This is a genomic window from Afifella sp. YEN Y35 (assembly GCF_047553465.1).
GTDB lineage: Bacteria > Pseudomonadota > Alphaproteobacteria > Rhizobiales > Afifellaceae > Afifella > Afifella aestuarii.
Genome location: NZ_CP180203.1, coordinates 2199629 through 2216726, shown reverse-complemented (window position 1 = coordinate 2216726; position 17098 = coordinate 2199629). Strand labels below are relative to the sequence as shown.

The 17098-nt window shown below is 65.3% G+C and carries 16 protein-coding genes; 9 read left to right on the top strand and 7 right to left on the bottom strand.

Going from position 1 to position 17098, the window contains the following annotated elements; genetic code table 11:
- Nucleotides 1-44: 44 nt before the first annotated feature.
- Nucleotides 45-1085 (bottom strand): tetratricopeptide repeat protein, encoded by a 1041-nt coding sequence (locus tag ACK8CP_RS10590; protein WP_414831732.1) that lies wholly within the window; start codon nucleotides 1083-1085, stop codon nucleotides 45-47.
- Between the two features lie 125 nt (nucleotides 1086-1210).
- Entirely contained in the window at nucleotides 1211-2044 is an 834-nt protein-coding gene (locus tag ACK8CP_RS10585) for a helix-turn-helix transcriptional regulator (RefSeq protein WP_414831731.1), read from the bottom strand.
- Between the two features lie 115 nt (nucleotides 2045-2159).
- On the opposite strand from ACK8CP_RS10585, the gene ACK8CP_RS10580 reads away from it, so the two are divergent.
- From ACK8CP_RS10580 to ACK8CP_RS10570, 3 genes are all read left to right on the top strand, one after another.
- A complete protein-coding gene (locus ACK8CP_RS10580) occupies nucleotides 2160-3020 on the top strand; it encodes a DMT family transporter (protein WP_414831730.1) in 861 nt (286 codons plus the stop codon).
- Nucleotides 3021-3533: 513 nt separating this feature from the next.
- Complete coding sequence (locus tag ACK8CP_RS10575; RefSeq protein ID WP_414831729.1) at nucleotides 3534-3983, top strand: transporter substrate-binding domain-containing protein; 450 nt, start codon at nucleotides 3534-3536, stop codon at nucleotides 3981-3983.
- Between the two features lie 15 nt (nucleotides 3984-3998).
- Nucleotides 3999-4913 (top strand): cation diffusion facilitator family transporter, encoded by a 915-nt coding sequence (locus ACK8CP_RS10570; protein WP_414831728.1) that lies wholly within the window; start codon nucleotides 3999-4001, stop codon nucleotides 4911-4913.
- Nucleotides 4914-5111: 198 nt separating this feature from the next.
- On the opposite strand, the gene ACK8CP_RS10565 is transcribed toward ACK8CP_RS10570, so the two are convergent.
- A complete protein-coding gene (locus ACK8CP_RS10565; protein WP_234630519.1) occupies nucleotides 5112-5711 on the bottom strand; it encodes a superoxide dismutase in 600 nt (199 codons plus the stop codon).
- Nucleotides 5712-5935: 224 nt separating this feature from the next.
- Here ACK8CP_RS10565 and ACK8CP_RS10560 point away from each other — a divergent pair, with 224 nt between their 5' ends.
- A complete protein-coding gene (locus ACK8CP_RS10560) occupies nucleotides 5936-8086 on the top strand; it encodes a peptidoglycan-binding protein (protein ID WP_414831727.1) in 2151 nt (716 codons plus the stop codon).
- Between the two features lie 141 nt (nucleotides 8087-8227).
- Here the strand turns inward: ACK8CP_RS10560 and ACK8CP_RS10555 are convergent, their stop codons facing one another.
- A complete protein-coding gene (locus tag ACK8CP_RS10555; RefSeq protein WP_414831726.1) occupies nucleotides 8228-9475 on the bottom strand; it encodes an MFS transporter in 1248 nt (415 codons plus the stop codon).
- Between the two features lie 261 nt (nucleotides 9476-9736).
- Complete coding sequence (locus ACK8CP_RS10550) at nucleotides 9737-10081, bottom strand: addiction module antidote protein (protein WP_234630522.1); 345 nt, start codon at nucleotides 10079-10081, stop codon at nucleotides 9737-9739.
- A gap of 206 nt (nucleotides 10082-10287) precedes the next feature.
- Here ACK8CP_RS10550 and ACK8CP_RS10545 point away from each other — a divergent pair, with 206 nt between their 5' ends.
- From ACK8CP_RS10545 to ACK8CP_RS10535, 3 genes are all read left to right on the top strand, one after another.
- A complete protein-coding gene (locus tag ACK8CP_RS10545) occupies nucleotides 10288-10776 on the top strand; it encodes a type II toxin-antitoxin system PemK/MazF family toxin (protein ID WP_414831725.1) in 489 nt (162 codons plus the stop codon).
- A gap of 715 nt (nucleotides 10777-11491) precedes the next feature.
- A complete protein-coding gene (gene rnk / locus ACK8CP_RS10540) occupies nucleotides 11492-11962 on the top strand; it encodes a nucleoside diphosphate kinase regulator (RefSeq protein WP_414831724.1) in 471 nt (156 codons plus the stop codon).
- Nucleotides 11963-12094: 132 nt separating this feature from the next.
- Nucleotides 12095-12661 carry a nucleoside-diphosphate kinase gene (locus ACK8CP_RS10535; RefSeq protein ID WP_414831723.1) on the top strand — a complete coding sequence of 189 codons (567 nt, stop codon included), beginning with the start codon at nucleotides 12095-12097 and terminating at the stop codon, nucleotides 12659-12661.
- A 28-nt stretch (nucleotides 12662-12689) separates the two neighbouring features.
- Here the strand turns inward: ACK8CP_RS10535 and ACK8CP_RS10530 are convergent, their stop codons facing one another.
- Entirely contained in the window at nucleotides 12690-13628 is a 939-nt protein-coding gene (locus ACK8CP_RS10530; protein ID WP_414831722.1) for a LysR family transcriptional regulator, read from the bottom strand.
- A 111-nt stretch (nucleotides 13629-13739) separates the two neighbouring features.
- Here ACK8CP_RS10530 and ACK8CP_RS10525 point away from each other — a divergent pair, with 111 nt between their 5' ends.
- Together ACK8CP_RS10525 and ACK8CP_RS10520 are read left to right on the top strand one after the other, a co-directional pair.
- Entirely contained in the window at nucleotides 13740-14084 is a 345-nt protein-coding gene (locus ACK8CP_RS10525; protein ID WP_414831721.1) for a YciI family protein, read from the top strand.
- A gap of 28 nt (nucleotides 14085-14112) precedes the next feature.
- On the top strand, nucleotides 14113-14727 hold the full coding sequence (locus ACK8CP_RS10520; protein ID WP_414831720.1) for an NIPSNAP family protein: 615 nt from the start codon (nucleotides 14113-14115) through the stop codon (nucleotides 14725-14727).
- Between the two features lie 60 nt (nucleotides 14728-14787).
- Here ACK8CP_RS10520 and ACK8CP_RS10515 read toward each other — a convergent pair whose 3' ends face one another.
- A complete protein-coding gene (locus ACK8CP_RS10515; RefSeq protein ID WP_414831719.1) occupies nucleotides 14788-16899 on the bottom strand; it encodes a S9 family peptidase in 2112 nt (703 codons plus the stop codon).
- Between the last annotated feature and the right edge of the window lie 199 nt (nucleotides 16900-17098).

Genomic DNA, 17098 nt, shown 5'->3' with positions numbered 1-17098 from the left:
GTGGCGGCCTTGCCTGGAACTTCGTCCCATCTCCCGTCACCACGCTACGGTTGATCACCGACGCGAATGCGGCGCTCCAGTTCTTCGTAATCGATCCGCGCCTCGGCAAGATGTTCCTGATCCTCTGCCTCCTCAAGACGTGCGATGCGCTCCAGCATCAACGCGCGCGCTTTCTCGGGGTTTCCACGTTCGTAGGCGAGCACTCCGCGCTGGAACAGCATGTCCTGGACACGATCGAGGTCTTTGTCGTTTTCGCCGATCTCCTGGACACGGATGAGATAGGGTTCGATGTTCTCGCGCCGTTCGAGCGCATGGAGGTTCTGGGCGATGTTGGTCAGAACCGACGCGAGAACGGAAGCGGTCGGCCCATGAAGCCGCTCACCGATCGCCAGCACGGAGCGATTGATGGCCAGCGCCTCGTCGTAGCGTCCCGCCTCGTGCAATTCGTATGCCTGACTTTGCCTGAGGCCCGCACTCTGGTCCTCCGAAAAGGTTGCGAGCGTGTCGGCGATCGCAGCGGCTGCGCCATATTGATCGGCGGCCAACGAATGCCATGCGTTGTTGCCAGGCAGCGTCGCATAACCGCTGGCGAGTTCCGCGTAGGTGAAATGGTCGTACAAGCGACGCTGAGGCGGACGGTCTTCGCCGATCCCGATCTCCATCAATTCGCCGAGGGGCTTGAGCCCGTCCTCGAATTCCATCAGCGGCGCTCTATTCACGATACGCCCCATCATGGACAGGATTTCCCGGCGCTGCCCAAGCAGGTCTTCGCGCTCGCCCGCATAGCTGCGTAAAACACGCAGCGCCTGCATGGCCTCGGAGGCGCTGAAGCGTGCATCAGGATCGTCGAGGTGCCGCCGCATGTCGGCAACGCGCTCCACGAAAGCCTCGTCGTTGTGAGGCGATACCTGCTCGAATTCGACATTGGCCCCAGCGGTCATGGCATGCGTTCCAGGTACAGGTCCAAAGAGAAAAGCGGACAGAAGAAGGACGAAACGGATCCCCCCGGCGAGGAAACGCCGATCGCTGCGCACCGTTGCCGCCGGCTGCATGACGTTCGCTCCGGCCCGGTCCCGTCCGATCATACGGTGCTCCCCCATCTCGCCGACAGAACCGCGCGATCCAACGGCGAGAAGACTTTGAATGATCGAGATGGGCGGTGCAAATTTTCAGCTTCGGGCGCGCGCGCTCTTTGATCGCTTCAATGCCATCAATTGCGCGTCGCCGATCTCCAGGCAGATGGTGTCGTGGCGACGCGCGCCTTGAAGGCGCGTGCAAAATGGCTCTGGCTGGAGAAGCCGCAGGCCGCGGCGATTTGCACGAGAGGGTCGGTGCCGCGCAGCAGCTCCTTGGCACGGTCGATGCGCCGTTCGGTGATCCAGGCGTGCAGGGCCATGCCGCGCGAGGCGCGGAACATCCGGTGGAGGTGGAAAGGCGAAAGACCCGCGAGCGCGGCAAGGTCCGGCAGGCGGATCGTCGCGTCGAGATGTGAGTCGATATAATCGTCGATGCGGCGCAGGATATGGGGGGCGAGCCCGCCCCGCAGAGAAATCCGGCGAGAGCCGATCTGCGCAACGATTTCGGCCATGGCGGCGTCGGCGAAGAGGATGTCGCCGGCGTCGGCCGCGCGGGCAAGGGCATGGAGCGGTCCGGCCAGGGCCGGCATCTCGGCGAAGGTGATTTCCGGCAGGTCGAGCCGGCGGGCGTCGCAATCGTGAATGCGCGAGAAGTCGGCACGAAGACGGTCGTCGGGCATGTAGAGATGCACGAAGCTCGAGTGCGTCGTGATCTCCCAGTCCGAACTCTGCCCGTCGGGGAAGATGCAGACCGCGCCGGGCCAGCCGCGCGCGCCGCGCCCGTCGATGCGCCGCGTGCCGGTCCCGCCCTCGAGGTAGAGGCTGAAGGCATGGCCTCGCGCCCCATCGTAGGAGACGCGGTCGTCGTGGTTCTCCCAGATCGTGACGCCGCGGCCCCCGCCGAGATCGAGCGTGGCGGCCGCGCGGGCGACCGGAGAGCCGAGAAGGAAATCGCGAACAGAGGCCATGAGCTCCTCTAGGCCAGCCGTGCACGGCAGGGAATGGCTGGATCGCAATCCGCCGCAAGATCGTGCAAGAGGCCGGGCCCAGGACGGCGTAGATGACGCGCCACAGGAGCGTCAGATGACCACCCCATTCCTCTTCGTCGCGACCGTTCTCGTCTGGGGAACGACGTGGATCGCCATCGCTGCGCAGGTCGGCGACGTTCCCGTCACCGTCTCGATCTTTTACCGCTTCGCTCTGGCCGGAGTATTGATGCTCGCCGGCCTCGCGGTGATGCGCCGCCTGCGAAGGCCCGCCGTCTGGCGGTTCGTCGTGGTGCAGGCCCTCTGTCTTTTCTGCCTGAACTTCGTGGGGCTCTACACCGCAACGTCGCTCGTGCCCTCGGGGCTCGTCTCGGTGATTTTTTCGCTGGCCTCGATCTTCAACGCCATCAATGCGCGGCTCTTCTTCGGCGAGAGGATCAGCCGGCAGACGGTGCTGGCCGGAGCCCTGGGCGTCACGGGTGTCGTCTGTCTCTTCTGGCCGGACATCGACATGGGCGGGGGCGCCGAGACTTTGCGCGGCATTGGCTGGGCCGTGCTCGGCACGGCGTTCTTCTCCTGGGGCAATATGGCCTCGCGGCAGAACACGCGTCTCGGCATCACCCCCGTCACCGCGAATGCCTGGGGCATGGGGATCGGGGCGCTGTGCCTTCTCGCGATACTGACCGCGACGGGACAGCCGCTTGTCCTGCCTGCAGGAGGCGTCTACTGGACGGCGCTGCTCTATCTCGCGATTGTCGGCTCCATCGTCGGGTTCACCTCATATCTCATGCTGGTCGCCCGCATCGGATCGGCGAAAGCGGGCTACGCAACCGTTCTCTTCCCGATCGTCGCGCTCGCCGCATCGACCCTCTTCGAGGGGTATGCGTGGACCCCGATATCGATCCTGGGCATAGCGCTTGCCGTCGTCGGAAACATCGTCATGTTCTGGAGACGGTGAGCACGGCATGACGGACGCGGGTTTTGCTCGCGTCGCTGACGACGTGCGACCGACGCCCCACCGACGCGCCACCGACGCCCCCCCACAGACATCCAGTGATGCGCGGCCGCTGCGAGCGGCGAGGGCATGCCCGCAATCCCGCGCCTCGCCCACAAAAAAGCCCCGGCCACAGGGGCCGGGGCAGAGCTCCCGCATGGAGCTTGAAGCGCATTGAGCCGACGGCCTGGTCGGCCGAAAAACCGATTTCGCGGCTTCGTAAACCCCGACGACGTCGTCCCAGTCGACGAAGGCGTCGAACCAGGCCTTTCGGCCCTTTGCCGGGTTCCGTCTTCGCCACGGGCCGCGCCCGCCTGTCGGCCTGTCCGCTGGCCCCGACGCAGCGCGGAACTCGGCCGGGGAGGATGTGTTGAATGGGCGAGGACGGACGTCGAGACAGAAGTGGCATAAGATCGCTCTGACGGCCTCGGCCGCCGCGTGTCCGCCTCTCTCGCATCGAAGAAACCACACGCGACCATGACTGAAACACGCCGCCTTTTTCTGAGCTTTGCCGCGACCCTCCTCATTCCCCTCCTTGCCGGCTGTGACGGCTTTCCCAAAGACATCGCCGGGACCATGCAGAACGTGAAGGAGAGGGGCGTGCTGCATGCCGGCATCGTGGCCGACGGTCCGGTTGAGGGCGAGGAGCGCGCGCTCGCCGAACGGGTCGCGCAGGCCACCGACGTCAAGGCGGAGTTCGAGGTGGGCAGCGACGAAGTTCTTCTGCGCCGGCTCGAGGACGGCGACATCGACCTCGTCCTGGGCGAGTTCGCCAAGGCTTCGCCCTGGAAGAAGCGGGTGGCCTTTACCGCGCCGGCGGAAGCGAAATCGCCGTCTGTGCATGAGCCTGTGCTGCGTGCCGCCGTGCGTCCGGGCGAAAACCGCTGGCTGATGTTCGTCCAGCAGACCTTGAGGCAGAAGACCTGAGACAGGAGGACCGCGATGCCGCCGGTGCCCGATAAGCTGAAGTCGGACCTGAACCGGGCCATTCACCTGGAATGGTGGACGCTCGGATGGCAGGCCTCGATCGTCGTCATCATGTTTCTCGTCATGGGATCGAGCCAGGCGATGAAATCGGCCTGGGCGGAGGATCTTCTCGGCCTGTTGCCGGCGACGGTGTTCCTGCTCGCCGTGCATTTCGAACGGAAAGCTCCGAACCGGAAGTTTCCCTACGGCTTTCAGCGCGTCAACAGCCTGGCCTTTCTCGCCTCCTCGAGCGTGCTCGCCTTCATGGGGCTTTATCTCCTTTACGATTCCGGCAGCAAACTCATCGCCATGGAGCATCCGACGCTTGGTCCTCTGGAGGTGTTCGGGGAGACCATCTGGATCGGCTGGGCGATGATGGCAGCGCTCGCCTATTCGGTCGTGCCGCCGGTCATCCTCGGGCGGCTGAAGAAGCCGATTGCCGAGCGGCTCAAGGACAAGGTGCTGCACACCGATGCGCTGATGCAGAAGGCCGACTGGATGACGGGCGTGGCGGGCATTCTCGGCATCGTCGGCGTCGGCTTCGGCCTGTGGTGGGCGGATTCCGCCGCGGCGGCCCTGATCGCCTTCGACATCGTTCACGACGGCTATCGCGCGGCGCGCGTGGCGATGGCGGAGCTCATCGACGGGATGCCGCGCGAACTCGGCAGTACGGCCGTTGCCGACGACGCAAAGGCTCTGCGTGAGGGGCTCCAAGAGCGCTTTCCGGAAGCGGAGGTGCGGCTTCGCGAGACAGGGCGCTACATCGCCGCCGAGGTGGTCGGCGCAGAGGCGCCGACGAAGGCGATGGTCCTGAAGGATTACTGGGCGGGAGACCCGGAACGCGCATGGCGTCTCGCCAATCTCTCCTTTGCGCCCCGTGAGGGAGCCTGACGCCGGTCTCCCTGGGCTTGCGATCAAGCCGGAAGGACGACGCGCCGCCGGCGCGGCCGCAGCTCGCCACGAGCCGGATCCCCACAAAAAAGCCCCGGCCACAGGGGCCGGGGCAGAGCTCCCGCAAGGAGCTTGAAACGCCTTAGAACGCATTGAGCCGACGGCGTTTTCAGCCGGCGGCCTGTTCAGCCGAAAAGCTTACTTCGCGGCTTCGTAGAGCTCGGCGACGTAGTCCCAGTTGACGAGGTTGTCGAACCAGGCCTCGAGGTATTTCGGACGCGCGTTGCGGTAGTCGATGTAATAGGAATGCTCCCACACATCGACGCCCAGCAGCGGCGTGGCGCCGTGGACGAGCGGGTTCTCGCCGTTCGGCGTGTTCATGACGGAGAGCTTGCCGTCCTTCATGGCGAGCCACGCCCAGCCGGAGCCGAACTGGCCCTTGCCGGCATCGATGAACTTGGAACGGAACTCGTCGAACGAGCCGAGATCGGACTGGATCTGCGAGGCGAGACCGCCCGGCAGGGAGGTGCCGCCGCCGCCGGCCTTCATCCACTTCCAGAAATGGATGTGGTTGTAGAACTGCCCGGCCTGGTTGAAGAGCTTCGGGTTGTCGGTGTGGCTCTTCTTGACGATCTCCTCAAGGTCCATGTTCTCGTATTCGGTGCCTTTGATGAGGTCGTTCATCGTCGTGCAATAAGCGTTGTGGTGCTTATCGTGATGATATTCGAGCGTCTCCGCCGACATATGGGGGGCGAGCGCGTCGTAGGAATAGGGCAGGTCCGGCAGGGTGAATGCCATCGATCCATCTCCTTGTCTTGAGATTGCAGTCGGGTGCGTAGTCAACACGACCGGCCCGGGGCCGGTTCCAGGCTACATAAGTGCGATGGCCTCTTTGACAACGGCTTTCCGCAAGGGAAGGCCTCTGATACCGGCCGCGGCCGCCTCTCGGGCCGCTTGTCCCGGCAGGGCCGCATCGCTAACGTCCCGGGCACCATCGAGCGGCCGAGGGAATCGAATCGGATATGGCGCAGAAATTCCACGTCCTGGGAGCACTCCTCGCTTCCGTGTGTTTTGCTGGAACGACACAAGCATCTGAGTTTACTGGGGTTTTGAGCGAGGCGACGAGCTTCGCGGGCGAGCGTCCGGGCGCGCCTCCGACCTTGGTGAAAACACCCCTTCTGCGCCTGGCGCAGGCCGAGATCTCCGTTACGCCGGCGGAGGAGAGCGAGACCACGGACGGCGAAACGGCGCCTGACAAGGCCGCCGACACGGACAGGGATGCGGCCGGCGACGAGGTCGCCGAAGAGCCCGCCGACGAGACTGCCGACGAGACCGCCGACGAGATCAACGATAAGGGCGGCGCGGCCGATTCCGCCGGGGCGGAAAAAGGTGCCGCGGACGGCGCGAAAAGCGAGGCGCCCGAGGACGAAGCCTCAGACAGTGAAGCCTCGGAGAGCGAGGCCTCCGGTGGGGCAGAGAGCACGCCGGCCGAATTGAAGGCGGAAGACGCCTCCGAGGCCGGCAGTGCGCCCGCAGCCGCCGAAAGCCCGGCGGAAGACGGCCTTTCGGCGCAAGACGGGGCGGCACCGGCCGACGGTGCGGTGCCGGCTGAGGGCGAAGGCGCGGATGCGGCCTGTGCCGGGGCGGAAGAGGCCTTTGCCAAGGCGATCGGCGCGGACGGCGCGGACGCGCTCGAAGCCTATGTGAAGGATTTTCCGGACTGCAGCCTGAGCGATGTCGCGCGCACGGAGATCGACCGGCGCGAGGCGGCGGCAGAAGAGGTGGAGCGCGTCTCGCGCGACGCCGAAAGCCGCATCTCCGACATGCAGAAAAAGCTCGACGAAGAAACCCGCAAAGGGGTCGCGGCCGCCGCGGAAAAGCAGGCGCCGTTCCTGGCGCTCGCCTGCGATACGCTCGCCGCCTCTCCGGAAGATCCCGAAAGGCCGGCCGATGTGCCGGGCGTGCCGTTTGCGATCCTCGATGCGCCGCGCGCGATCGAGGCCTGCGAGACGGCGCTCGCCGCCAATCCCGATGAGCCGCGGCTCGAGTTTCAGCTCGGCTATGCGCTCGACAAGGCCGGGCGCGACGATGAGGCGATGGCGCATTACCGCAAGGCGGCCGATGCCGATTACACCCACGCCTGGACGCTGATCGGCACGATGTACGATTTCGGCGAGGGCGTGCCGGAAGACGACGCGGAGGCGATCACCTGGTACCGCCGCGCGGCGGAAGCGGGCGATGCGCTGGCGCAGCGTTATCTCGGCACGAAGTATCGCAACGGCGAAGGCATCGAGGAAAATTGGGAGGAGGCCGCGAAATGGTATGGCCTCGCCGCCGAACAGGGTGATGCTTTTGCGCTGAACGAGATGGGCTGGCTCTATGAGACCGGTCGCATCGTCGAGCAGGACGACGTCAAGGCGGCGACCTACTACCGGCAGGCGGCGGAGAAGGGCAACCGCACCGCGCAGCACAATCTGGGCCTTGCCTATCTCTACGGCCGCGGCGTGGCGCAGGACCCGGTGACGGGTGCCCTGTGGCTGTCGCGCGCGGCGGAAGCGGGCGACACGGATTCACAGAGCGAGCTTGCCGGCCTCTACCGCGAAGGCCGCGGCGTCGACAAAGATCCGGAGCTCGCGCTCACCTGGCTGCGGCGGGCGGCCGATGCCGGCAACGCCTCGGCGCAGAACGAGCTCGGCCTTGCCTATGAGCGCGGCGACGGCGTGGAGAAAGACATGGTCCAGGCGGCGCGCTGGTACCGCAAGGCGGCGCTCGCCGGCGAGGGCTCCGCGCAGAACAATCTCGGCGTCCTCTACCGCGACGGCAACGGCCTGCCGCAGGACGACGAGAAGGCGGTTTCGTGGCTGCAAAAGGCGGCCGACCAGGGCAACGCCGTGGCGCTCGCCAATCTCGGCTTCATGTACATGGAAGGCGGCAATGGCGTTGAGGCGGACCCGCTGCGCGCCGCCAATCTGATGCTGGAAGCCTTGGCGCAGGGCGAGGACAGGGCCGAAAGGCTCTTGATCGACGACAATGCCCGCGGCCAGCCTGCCGCCTTCCGGCGCGCCGTGCAGGAGCGGCTGCAGGACAAGGGGCTTTATAACGGCCCGATCGACGGCATTCTGGGGCGCGGGACACAGGCGGCCTTGCGCCGCTTCCAGGAGCTGCGCGGCTGAGACGAATCCCGGGGCGCTTCGGCGCCTCGGGCTTTCTTGTGAACCGCGGGGTCTTTTGTGGGCCCCGGGGTTTTTTGTGCCCCGGGGTTTTTTGTGCCCCGGGGGTTTTTGTGCATGCGAGCGCTCGGGCGATCGCCCGTGTCAGGTCCCCTCGGCGGGGATGAGCCGTGTCGTGGCGACGCCGAAGATGGCGGCGATGAACATGACGAGGCAGATCGCGCCGAAGACGAGGCTGCCGGCAAAGAGGCCGAAGGCGTTCGACGCAAAGCCCATCGACAGAACGGCGAGCCCCGCCGTGCCGTAGCCGCCGAGGAAGAAGGTGGCGTTGACGGAGCCGAGGATCTCTTCCGGCGTGTGCCGATTGACGAGCTGGACGCCGGTATACTGCCCGACGCTCTGAGCGATGCCGGCCGCCGCCGCGGCGAGTGCGAAGAGCGGCAGCGACACGGAGACTTCGCTCAAGAGCACGAGCGCGAGGCTTGAAAGCGCCAGCGCCAGGCTGAGCCAGGCGGAGCGCCACACCGTCAATTTGCGCGCAAAGACGCCGCCCAAACCGCCTGAGGCAAAGACCAGGAAGGCGGCGGCGCCGGCGACGATCGGGCTGGCGTTATGGAGAAGATCGGCGAGCATGGAGGGCGCGAGCGAGATGAAGAGCGCAGAGAGCGCGAACGGTCCGGCAAAGATGACGATCGCCGTCAGAAGGATGGGCCGGTTCTCCGCCGGCAGGCGCGGCATTTGCCAGATGCGCGCGCTCTGAGACGGTCGCCGGAGCGGCGGCAGAGTGCGGGCGAGGACGAGAAGGAGCGCCGCGAGCAGGCCGGCGAGGAGGACGAAGACGAGGCGGCTTGGTGCGGGGGCGAAGCTTGCAAGTGCGCCGGCGGTCAAGGGGCCGAGGCCGAAGCCGAGAACGACCGACAAAGTGGCGTAGAGCGAGATATGGCCGATGCCGCGCCGGCGCCCGGCGAGGAGAATGGCCGCCGTGCCGGCACTGACGCAGCCGCCGGAGGCAAGCCCGATCAAAAAGCGCGCGACGCACAAGACGGCGACATTGGGCGCGAAGGCGAAAAGAAGCGCGGCCGCAACCGCAAGTACGAGCGCCGGCAGAAGCACGAGGCGCGGGCCATAGAGGTCGGAAAGCCGGCCGCAGCACAACAGCGCGAGCAAGACGCCGAGATTGTAGAAGACGAAGATGACGCCGATCGTGCCCGGCGCGAAACCCATCGCATGCTGCCAGATCGGATAGATCGGCACCGGCGCATTGGCGGTCGCAAAGACGACGAGAACCGCCGCCATCAGGGCAAAAAGCGGCAGGGTGTGTTCTGCAGATGCGGCGGAAGGGGCGGCGGCACCGGCTGGGGGCGTGGCCGGCGGCTGGGACGAAGATGGCATGGCGGGATCGTGCTTTGGCGGAGGCGGGCGAAAGGACGTCCGCGGGAGATACAGCGGAGCTAGGGGGAGACGCCGCTGCGGCAAGGTTTTGGGGGCTGCGAGGCCTCGCGCGACGGACCGGACGACCTCACTGGGCCGGCGCGCGCGTGCCCTGAAAGTCGTGAGACCTCTCTTGCACCTATGGCCGCGAGGTTGCGCGGCGGCCTCCGGCGTGGCTGATCGAAGCGTGGTCTTTTATAGGCGAACGGCGGCGGGCGGAATTTATTCCTCACCTGCCGCCGTCAGCTCCCGTGGCGCCTTTTCGGCCGGCGCCTTGCGGGGCTGAAAGCTGAGCCGCAGGCCGAGCGCTTTGGCGACCTTCAGGATGGTGTCGAGCGTCGGGTTGCCTTCCCCCGAGAGAGCCTTGTTCAGGCCTTCGCGGCTGATGCCGGTGTCGCGCGCGAGCTGGCTCATATTGCGGGCGCGCGCGACGACGCCGAGGGCATGCGCGACGAAGGCCGGATCGTCGCCGCCTTCGTCCATGACGGCTTCGAGGTATTCCGCGATCCGGATCTCGTTCGTCAGAACCTCAGCAGGATCGAACGGGCGCAGTGTTTCCACGGTCATATCTGATCTTTCCACTTGTGAGCCAAGGCCTTCGCCTTCTTGATATCGCCGGCCTGACTGCTCTTGCCCCCGCCACACAGGAGCACGATCACGATAGCCCGGTCCGAAAGGGCGCTGCACGGGGGGAAGTATCACTGTCGCCGCAACGATAGCGCCAACGCCCTTTTACTCATCGGCAGCTGTGTGACTTCGCCGGTGAACCGCTCATGCTGCGCGTATTGGCATATTTTGCAATAATAATTACACTTGAGGATAATATAGAAGATCGATTCGCAGTAATGGCAATCAATTTTCATCCTCACGCCGGCACTGTCTTAATTTGCGATTTCAGGGGATACGAGGAGCCCGAAATATGCAAAAAGCGACCAGTCGTCGTGATCACGCCGAGACTGCCATACCGTAGCGGCTTGGCGACTGTAGTGCCGATCAGCCTCACTGCGCCAAAGCACGATCAACCATATGTCGTGCGGCTGTCCAAAAACTATCATCCCGACGAATGCGACGAGCTGCCATGTTGGGCCAAGTGCGATCTGGTCGCGAGCGTAAGAATGCAGCGACTAGACCGCTTTAAAACAGGGCGTCGCAAGTGGGAAACGCCAAGGATGAGCGGAGAAGATTTGCAGGCCGTTCGTCTCGGAGTCGTGCATGGCTTAGGGCTCGGGGGCTTGCTTAAATGGCCCGATTCTACTAAATAAAACGCGTATCCCGTATATCGGGCTTTAAGACCTAGATCACTAGGCAGGCTGCCCACAGGACGATGACAAGTTCAGGGTAGCCTAGGTCTTGTCACATGTCCCAGAACCCCGCTTCGGCGGGGTTTTGTGTTTCTGAACTCATTTCACAATCTTACCTTTGCCTCGCCACCTGCGCATAGAACACGTTCCCCCGCTCGTCCCGCGACGAACGCACCACGCCTTTCTCCATCTGCTGCGGCAGAGCCCAGCCCACGCGCCCTGTGGCGCCGACGACCTGTCTCCGGTCTCGCTGGTTTCCTGAGGGGATGCTCTTTCATCTGATAGCCGTCGCGTGCAGGGCAGGAATTGCCAACTGGAGTTATCAGACGCGGCGTGGTCGGTCTGCCGGGGCGTCGCCTGGCGTCGGCCCGCTCGCTTGACTTTGGGGGCGGAAGGCCTAGCCTGAGGGCATCATGATCCGAGCGCTTCTTTCCATTCTGCGAATGCTCCAAGGCCAGCCCGTCACGGGACTGTAGCCCGAAGCTCGGCCGTTGCGCCTTCCGAGCTTCGGGGGTGCGCAGCGATTTTTCATGATCCATCAACTGCATGATCTGTGATCCGGTCGTTCTGCGACCGGGACGATCCGCGATCTGAACGATCGGCGCGAAGGCGTTTTTCCCAAAACTCGTTTGCGTGGTCCGGCGGGATGTCTCGTCGGCCGAAGGGTCGTGCAACCATGTCTCAGATCGCCGAAAAAACTCAGATCGTCCAGAAACCCGTCGTCCAGAAACCTGTCGCCCAGAAACCTGGCGTCCGGAAACCCAAAGCCCTGCCGCGTCTCGTCATCGGCAGCGAAGATCATGCGCGCCTTTATGCGATCGCCAACAGCCTCGGCGGACCGCTCGCCGAGCTCGGCGAAAAGCTCCTGAGCGAGCTCGACCGCGCGCGGATCGTTCCTCAAGAGAAGGTCCCTGCCAAGACGGTGCGCATGGGCTCGACCGTTTCCTTCGCCACGAGCGACGGTTTCGAGCGGACCTACAAGCTCGTCTATCCCGAAGAGGCCGATGTCGCGCAGGCGCGCATCTCGGTGCTGACGCCGATCGGCGCCGCGCTCATCGGGCTCTCGGGAGGCCAGACGATCCCCTGGGAGGCGCGCGACGGCCGCGCCCTGTCGCTCACCGTCCTCAAGCTCGCGGACGAGGGATGAGCCCGATGTTGTGCCGTGATGTCCGCGCCTGCAGCGGAGCGGGGGTTCTGAAATTCTGCACGTCTGGCCGGGCCGGCATCAGCCAGCCCGGCCGTGGGTCCTTCACGAAACGACATAACCGGGACACCAGACATGCCAGATGCGATTTTTCCCAAAGTTACTCCGCGTGATTTCTCCATCCTCGAGAACCTGCTCGAGGCCCGCCTCGGCAGCGACGAGCTTCTCGTGGCCGCATTGCGACGCAAGCTGCGCGAGGCGCAGCTCGTCTTCTCCGAGGATCTCCCTGCCGATGTCGCAACGATCGATTCGCGCATCCTATTGCGGGTCGACGAGCGGCTGCCGGAGGAACGAACCCTGGTGACCCCTGCCCATTACATCCCGGGCGTGGGTCATCAGTCGATCGCCACCCCGCGCGGCGTGATGCTGCTCGGGCTCACGGAAGGCGAGAGCGTCGACGTCGATCACCTCGACCGGATCGAACGCGTCGAGGTCCTGAAGGTGCTGTACCAGCCGGAGGCGGAACGCCAGCGCTGGGCGCGCATGACGCGCCCGCATCTGGTGCCCGTGCGAAGCGCCGCGAGCAACAGCGGGGCTGCAGGCGGGGTCACGGGCGGGATAGGGTCCGGCGGACGGCCGGGCGCTGCCAACACAACGCTCATGTCGTCGCATGACGACGATCCCGGGCCGGCAGCCGCCTGAACCCGGCCCGGGGGCAGGACCTCCCGGGTCAGGACTTTGCGGAGAAGCGCGCGAGGATGCGTGCGAGGAAGCCTGACAGCGTCGCCCGCATGCGCCGTTCGCGCGCATGGAGAAGATGGAAGGGCCGCGCCGGACCTTCGTAATCCGGCAGGAGACGCACGAGCCGGCCGGATGTGAGATCGTCGGCGACGGCGCTTTCATAGCCGAGCGTGATGCCGAATCCGTCGAGCGCCGCCTGGTGGATCGCCCGCCAGTCGTTGATCGACAGACGGCTCGCGCTCGGCACCTCGACCGTTTCTCCCCCCTTCGAGAAGGGCCATTCGCGCCCGAGCGGCCCCGACCAGGGGCTGAAGCCGAGGCATTCGTGGTTGCGCAGATCCTCGGGTGTTTCGGGCGTGCCGTGTTCGGCGAGATAGGCGGGTGCGGCGCAGGCGACGAGCCGGTAAGGCGTCAACGGATGGGCGAGAAGGGCGTGCGTCTGCGTCAACTGGCCGGCCAGTGGGCCGGACAGCGGGCCCGACAGCGGACCGATGCGGAAAACGAGATCGAAACCCTCTTCGATCGGGTCGACATAGCGGTCGCTCAAGACGAGGTCGCAGGTGACCTGCGGGTGGGCGCGGAGATAGGCGGTGACGAGCGGCACGAGCACCTGGGCGCCGAAGGTCACCGGCGCGTTGATCCGCAACAGGCCGCGCGGTTCCGAACCGGTTTCCGACGCCTGCGCTTCGGCGTCCGCGACATCGGCGAGGATCGCCTTGCAGCGGTCGCGGTATTGCCGGCCGAAATCGGTGAGGCTGTGGCGGCGTGTGGTGCGGTGGATGAGGCGGGTGCCGAGACGCTTTTCGAGCGCCTCGATATGCTTGGCGACCATCTGGGGCGAGATGGAAAGGGCGGTCGCGGCGGCGGAAAACGAGCCGAGCTCGGCGACGCGCACGAAGACGGACATGCTTTCCAGCCGATCGGGCATTCACCACTCACACTTGGGACAGGAACAACCGGAGAGGCATTTATCACTCCTGGTTGGTCACCGAAACTCGGCGTCCTGATTTTCAGGAACCTGGTTTTCGAGGAGTGAGGCATGGCCTTTTACATCGTGACGATGACGCATCCGGACGGTCCCGGCTGGAACGAGCATGTGCTGGAGCATGTGGAATATCTGCTCGACCTGATCGACGAGGGCACCTTGAAGGCCTCGGGGCCGCTGAAGGGCACGCCGCTGCGCGCCGGCTTCCTCATCATGGTCGCCGACAGCCGCGAAGAGATCGAGAAGATCGTGGCGGGCGATCCGTTTGCGCGCGAGGATCTGATCGTGGAATTGATGATCGAGGAATGGGACCCGCTCTTCGGCGCATTCGGGGCGGAATCGAGCAAGGTGCTGCCGCCGGACATGAAGCCGCTGGCAGAACGGCTCGGCTATCAATGATTGGCTATCGATGAGGTGAGGGCGCGACATGCTCTATGAACTTGCGACGCTCTCCTGCCCGGTGCTGGGCGTCACCAAGGCGGCCGAGGGCGCGCGGCGGTGGATCGGCGATGAGGATGCGCTCGGCACGCCGCTCGGCATGTGGCGCTCCGACATCGGCACGATCGGCGAGCTTTTCGTGCTCCGCTCCTTCGAGGCGGAGGAGGAGCTGCGCGCCGAGCGCGAGCGCGCTTTGATGAGCGAGGACCCGTTCTTCGCCCGTGAGACGGCGAAGGGGCTCCGGATGGAGAGTTTCGCGCCCTTTCCCTTCCTGCCTGAGATTGCGCCCCGGCAATATGGCGGCCTCTTCGAGTTTCGCACCTATCACCTGCGGTCGGGCGGGCTGCCGCGCACACTCGCGGGCTGGGAGGCGGCGATTGGCCCGGCTGCGGCCTATACCGATCACCTCGTGACGAACCTTTACGCCTTGGACGGGCCGCCGCGCATCACGCATATCTGGGGCTTTTCGAGCCTCGAAGAGCGTGCGCGCCTGCGTTCAGAGCACTACGCCGCCGGTCTCTGGCCGCCCAAGGGTGGACCGGAGGAGATTGTCGAGGCGACCTCGACGATCGCCAAGGCTGAAGAGGGGTGGCCGATCGGGTAGCAGAACCGGGATGCCGCCGGGTTCTGCCGTTCTGTCGTTCCCGAGATGGGAAAAGCGACCTCACACAGCCGGGAGCGGGGCTTTGTCGGTGAGGCCCATCACCTTGAGGGCGAAGGCGTATTCGATGGCGACTTCCTTCAAGGCGTCGAAGCGGCCGGAGGCGCCGCCGTGGCCGGCATCCATATTGGTGCGCAGGAGAAGGATGTTGTCGTCGGTCTTGGTGTCGCGGAGTTTTGCGACCCACTTCGCCGGTTCCCAATAGGTGACGCGCGGATCGGTGAGCCCGGCCATGGCGAGAAGCGGCGGATAGGCCTGCGCGGTGACGTTGTCATAGGGCGAATAGGCGAGGATCGTCTGATAATCGGCCGCGCTTTCGACCGGGTTGCCCCATTCGGGCCATTCCGGCGGGGTGAGCGGCAGCGTGTCGTCGAGCATGGTGTTGAGGACGTCGACGAAGGGCACATCGGCGATGACGCCGCCGAAGAGGTCCGGGGCCATATTGGCGACGGCGCCCATCAGCATGCCGCCCGCCGAGCCGCCATGGGCGACGATCCGCCCGCGCGTCGTCAAACCTTCGGCCACGAGATGCTCGCCGGCGGCGATGAAATCGGTAAACGTATTGGCCTTCTTGCTGCGCTTGCCCTCTTCGTACCAGGCAAAGCCCTTGTCCTTGCCGCCGCGGATATGGGCGATTGCGTAGATGAAACCGCGATCGACGAGCGACAGGCGGGTGACGGAAAAGCCGGCCGGAATGGCGATGCCGTAGGAGCCGTAGCCGTAGAGAAGGCAGGGCGCGGAACCGTCGAGCGGCGTGTCGGCGCGGTAGAGAAGCGAGACCGGCACCTCCTCGCCATCCGGCGCTTGGGCGATGATGCGGCGCGAGACGTATTTCGCCGGGTCGTGGCCCGACGGCACCTCCTGCTCCTTGAGAAGCGTGCGGGCGCGGCTCTCCATGTCGTAATCGAAGATGCGCGACGGCGTCGTCGGCGAGGAATAGGAGAAGCGGATCGTCGTCGTGTCGAATTCGTAGCCGGGATCGAGGCCGAGCGAATAGGCCTCTTCGGCGAAGGCGATCTCGTGCTCCTCGCCGTCTTGAAGCCGCCGCACGACGATGCGCGGCAGCCCGGCCTCGCGCTCCAGACGAACGAGATGGCCGGCGAAGAGGGCGTGCGACAGGAGAAGGCGCCCCGGCACATGGGCGACGAGCGGCCGCCAGTTCTCCGGCGAAGGCGACGCGACGGGCGCCGTCAGAATCTGAAAATCCTTGGCGTCGCCGGAATTGGTGCGGATGAAGAGCGTGCCGTTCGCCTCGTCGACATAATATTCGATGCCGTCGCGGCGCGGCGCGATCAGGATGGGCTCCGCCTCCGGCCGGTCGGCCGGGATGAGGCGCGTCTCCGAGGTTTCGTGCGTGTGGCAGTCGATGAGGATGAAATTGCGCGACCGCGTCGCGCCGAGGCCGACGAAGAAGCCGGGATCCGCCTCCTCATAGACGAGGACATCGTCCGTGACCGCGGTGCCGAGCCTGTGGCGGAAGACTTTCGACGGCCGGTGATTGGCGTCGAGACGCACATAGAAGAGATGCGTGTTGTCGGCCGCCCAGACGGCGCCGCCGCTCGTATCGGGGATGACGTCGGCGATGTCTTCGCCCGTCTCCAGATTGCGGATGTGGAGCGTGTAGAATTCCGAGCCGGCATCGTCGAAGGCCCAGGCGAGGCGGGAATGGTCAGGCGAATGCGCCGCGCCGGCGATCTTGAAATAGGCATGGCCTTCGGCAAGCGCGTTGCCGTCGAGAAGGATGGTTTCTTCACCGCCCGAACGCTTCTGGCGCACGAAGAGCGGGTGCTGGCCGCCCTCGATGTAGCGGACCGCATAGGAATAAAGTCCGTCAGGCGCCGGAACGGAGGAATCGTCCTCCTTGATGCGCCCCTTCATCTCGGCGAAGAGCTTTTCCTGTAGCGCTTCCGTGTCGGTCATCTGGGCGGAAAACCAGGCGTTTTCGGCCTCCAGATAGGCGCGGATCTCAGGATCGAGGACGGAGGGATCGCGCATCACCTCCTGCCAGTTGTCGGCACGCAGCCAGTGATAGGGATCGTTGCGGGTGTGGCCGTGGCGGATGATCTCGTGCGGCCGCTTTGCGGCGCGCGGCGGGGAGGAAGGAATGTCGTTCATGGGCGCGAGGTAGGCTCGTTTGTTTTCCGGGGCAAGGGAATGGGTCGTGCGGCGTTAACCGAGGGCCTCGCAGGGACGGTGCGCGAACCTGCGGGAACCAGCATTGCCCCTGCGGCATCCGCGCACGGGGTGACGGCTGCAAGACAAAGCCGAGCGTTGCGTGTGGAGAAACGAGCGCTCGCATAAAAGACCCATGACC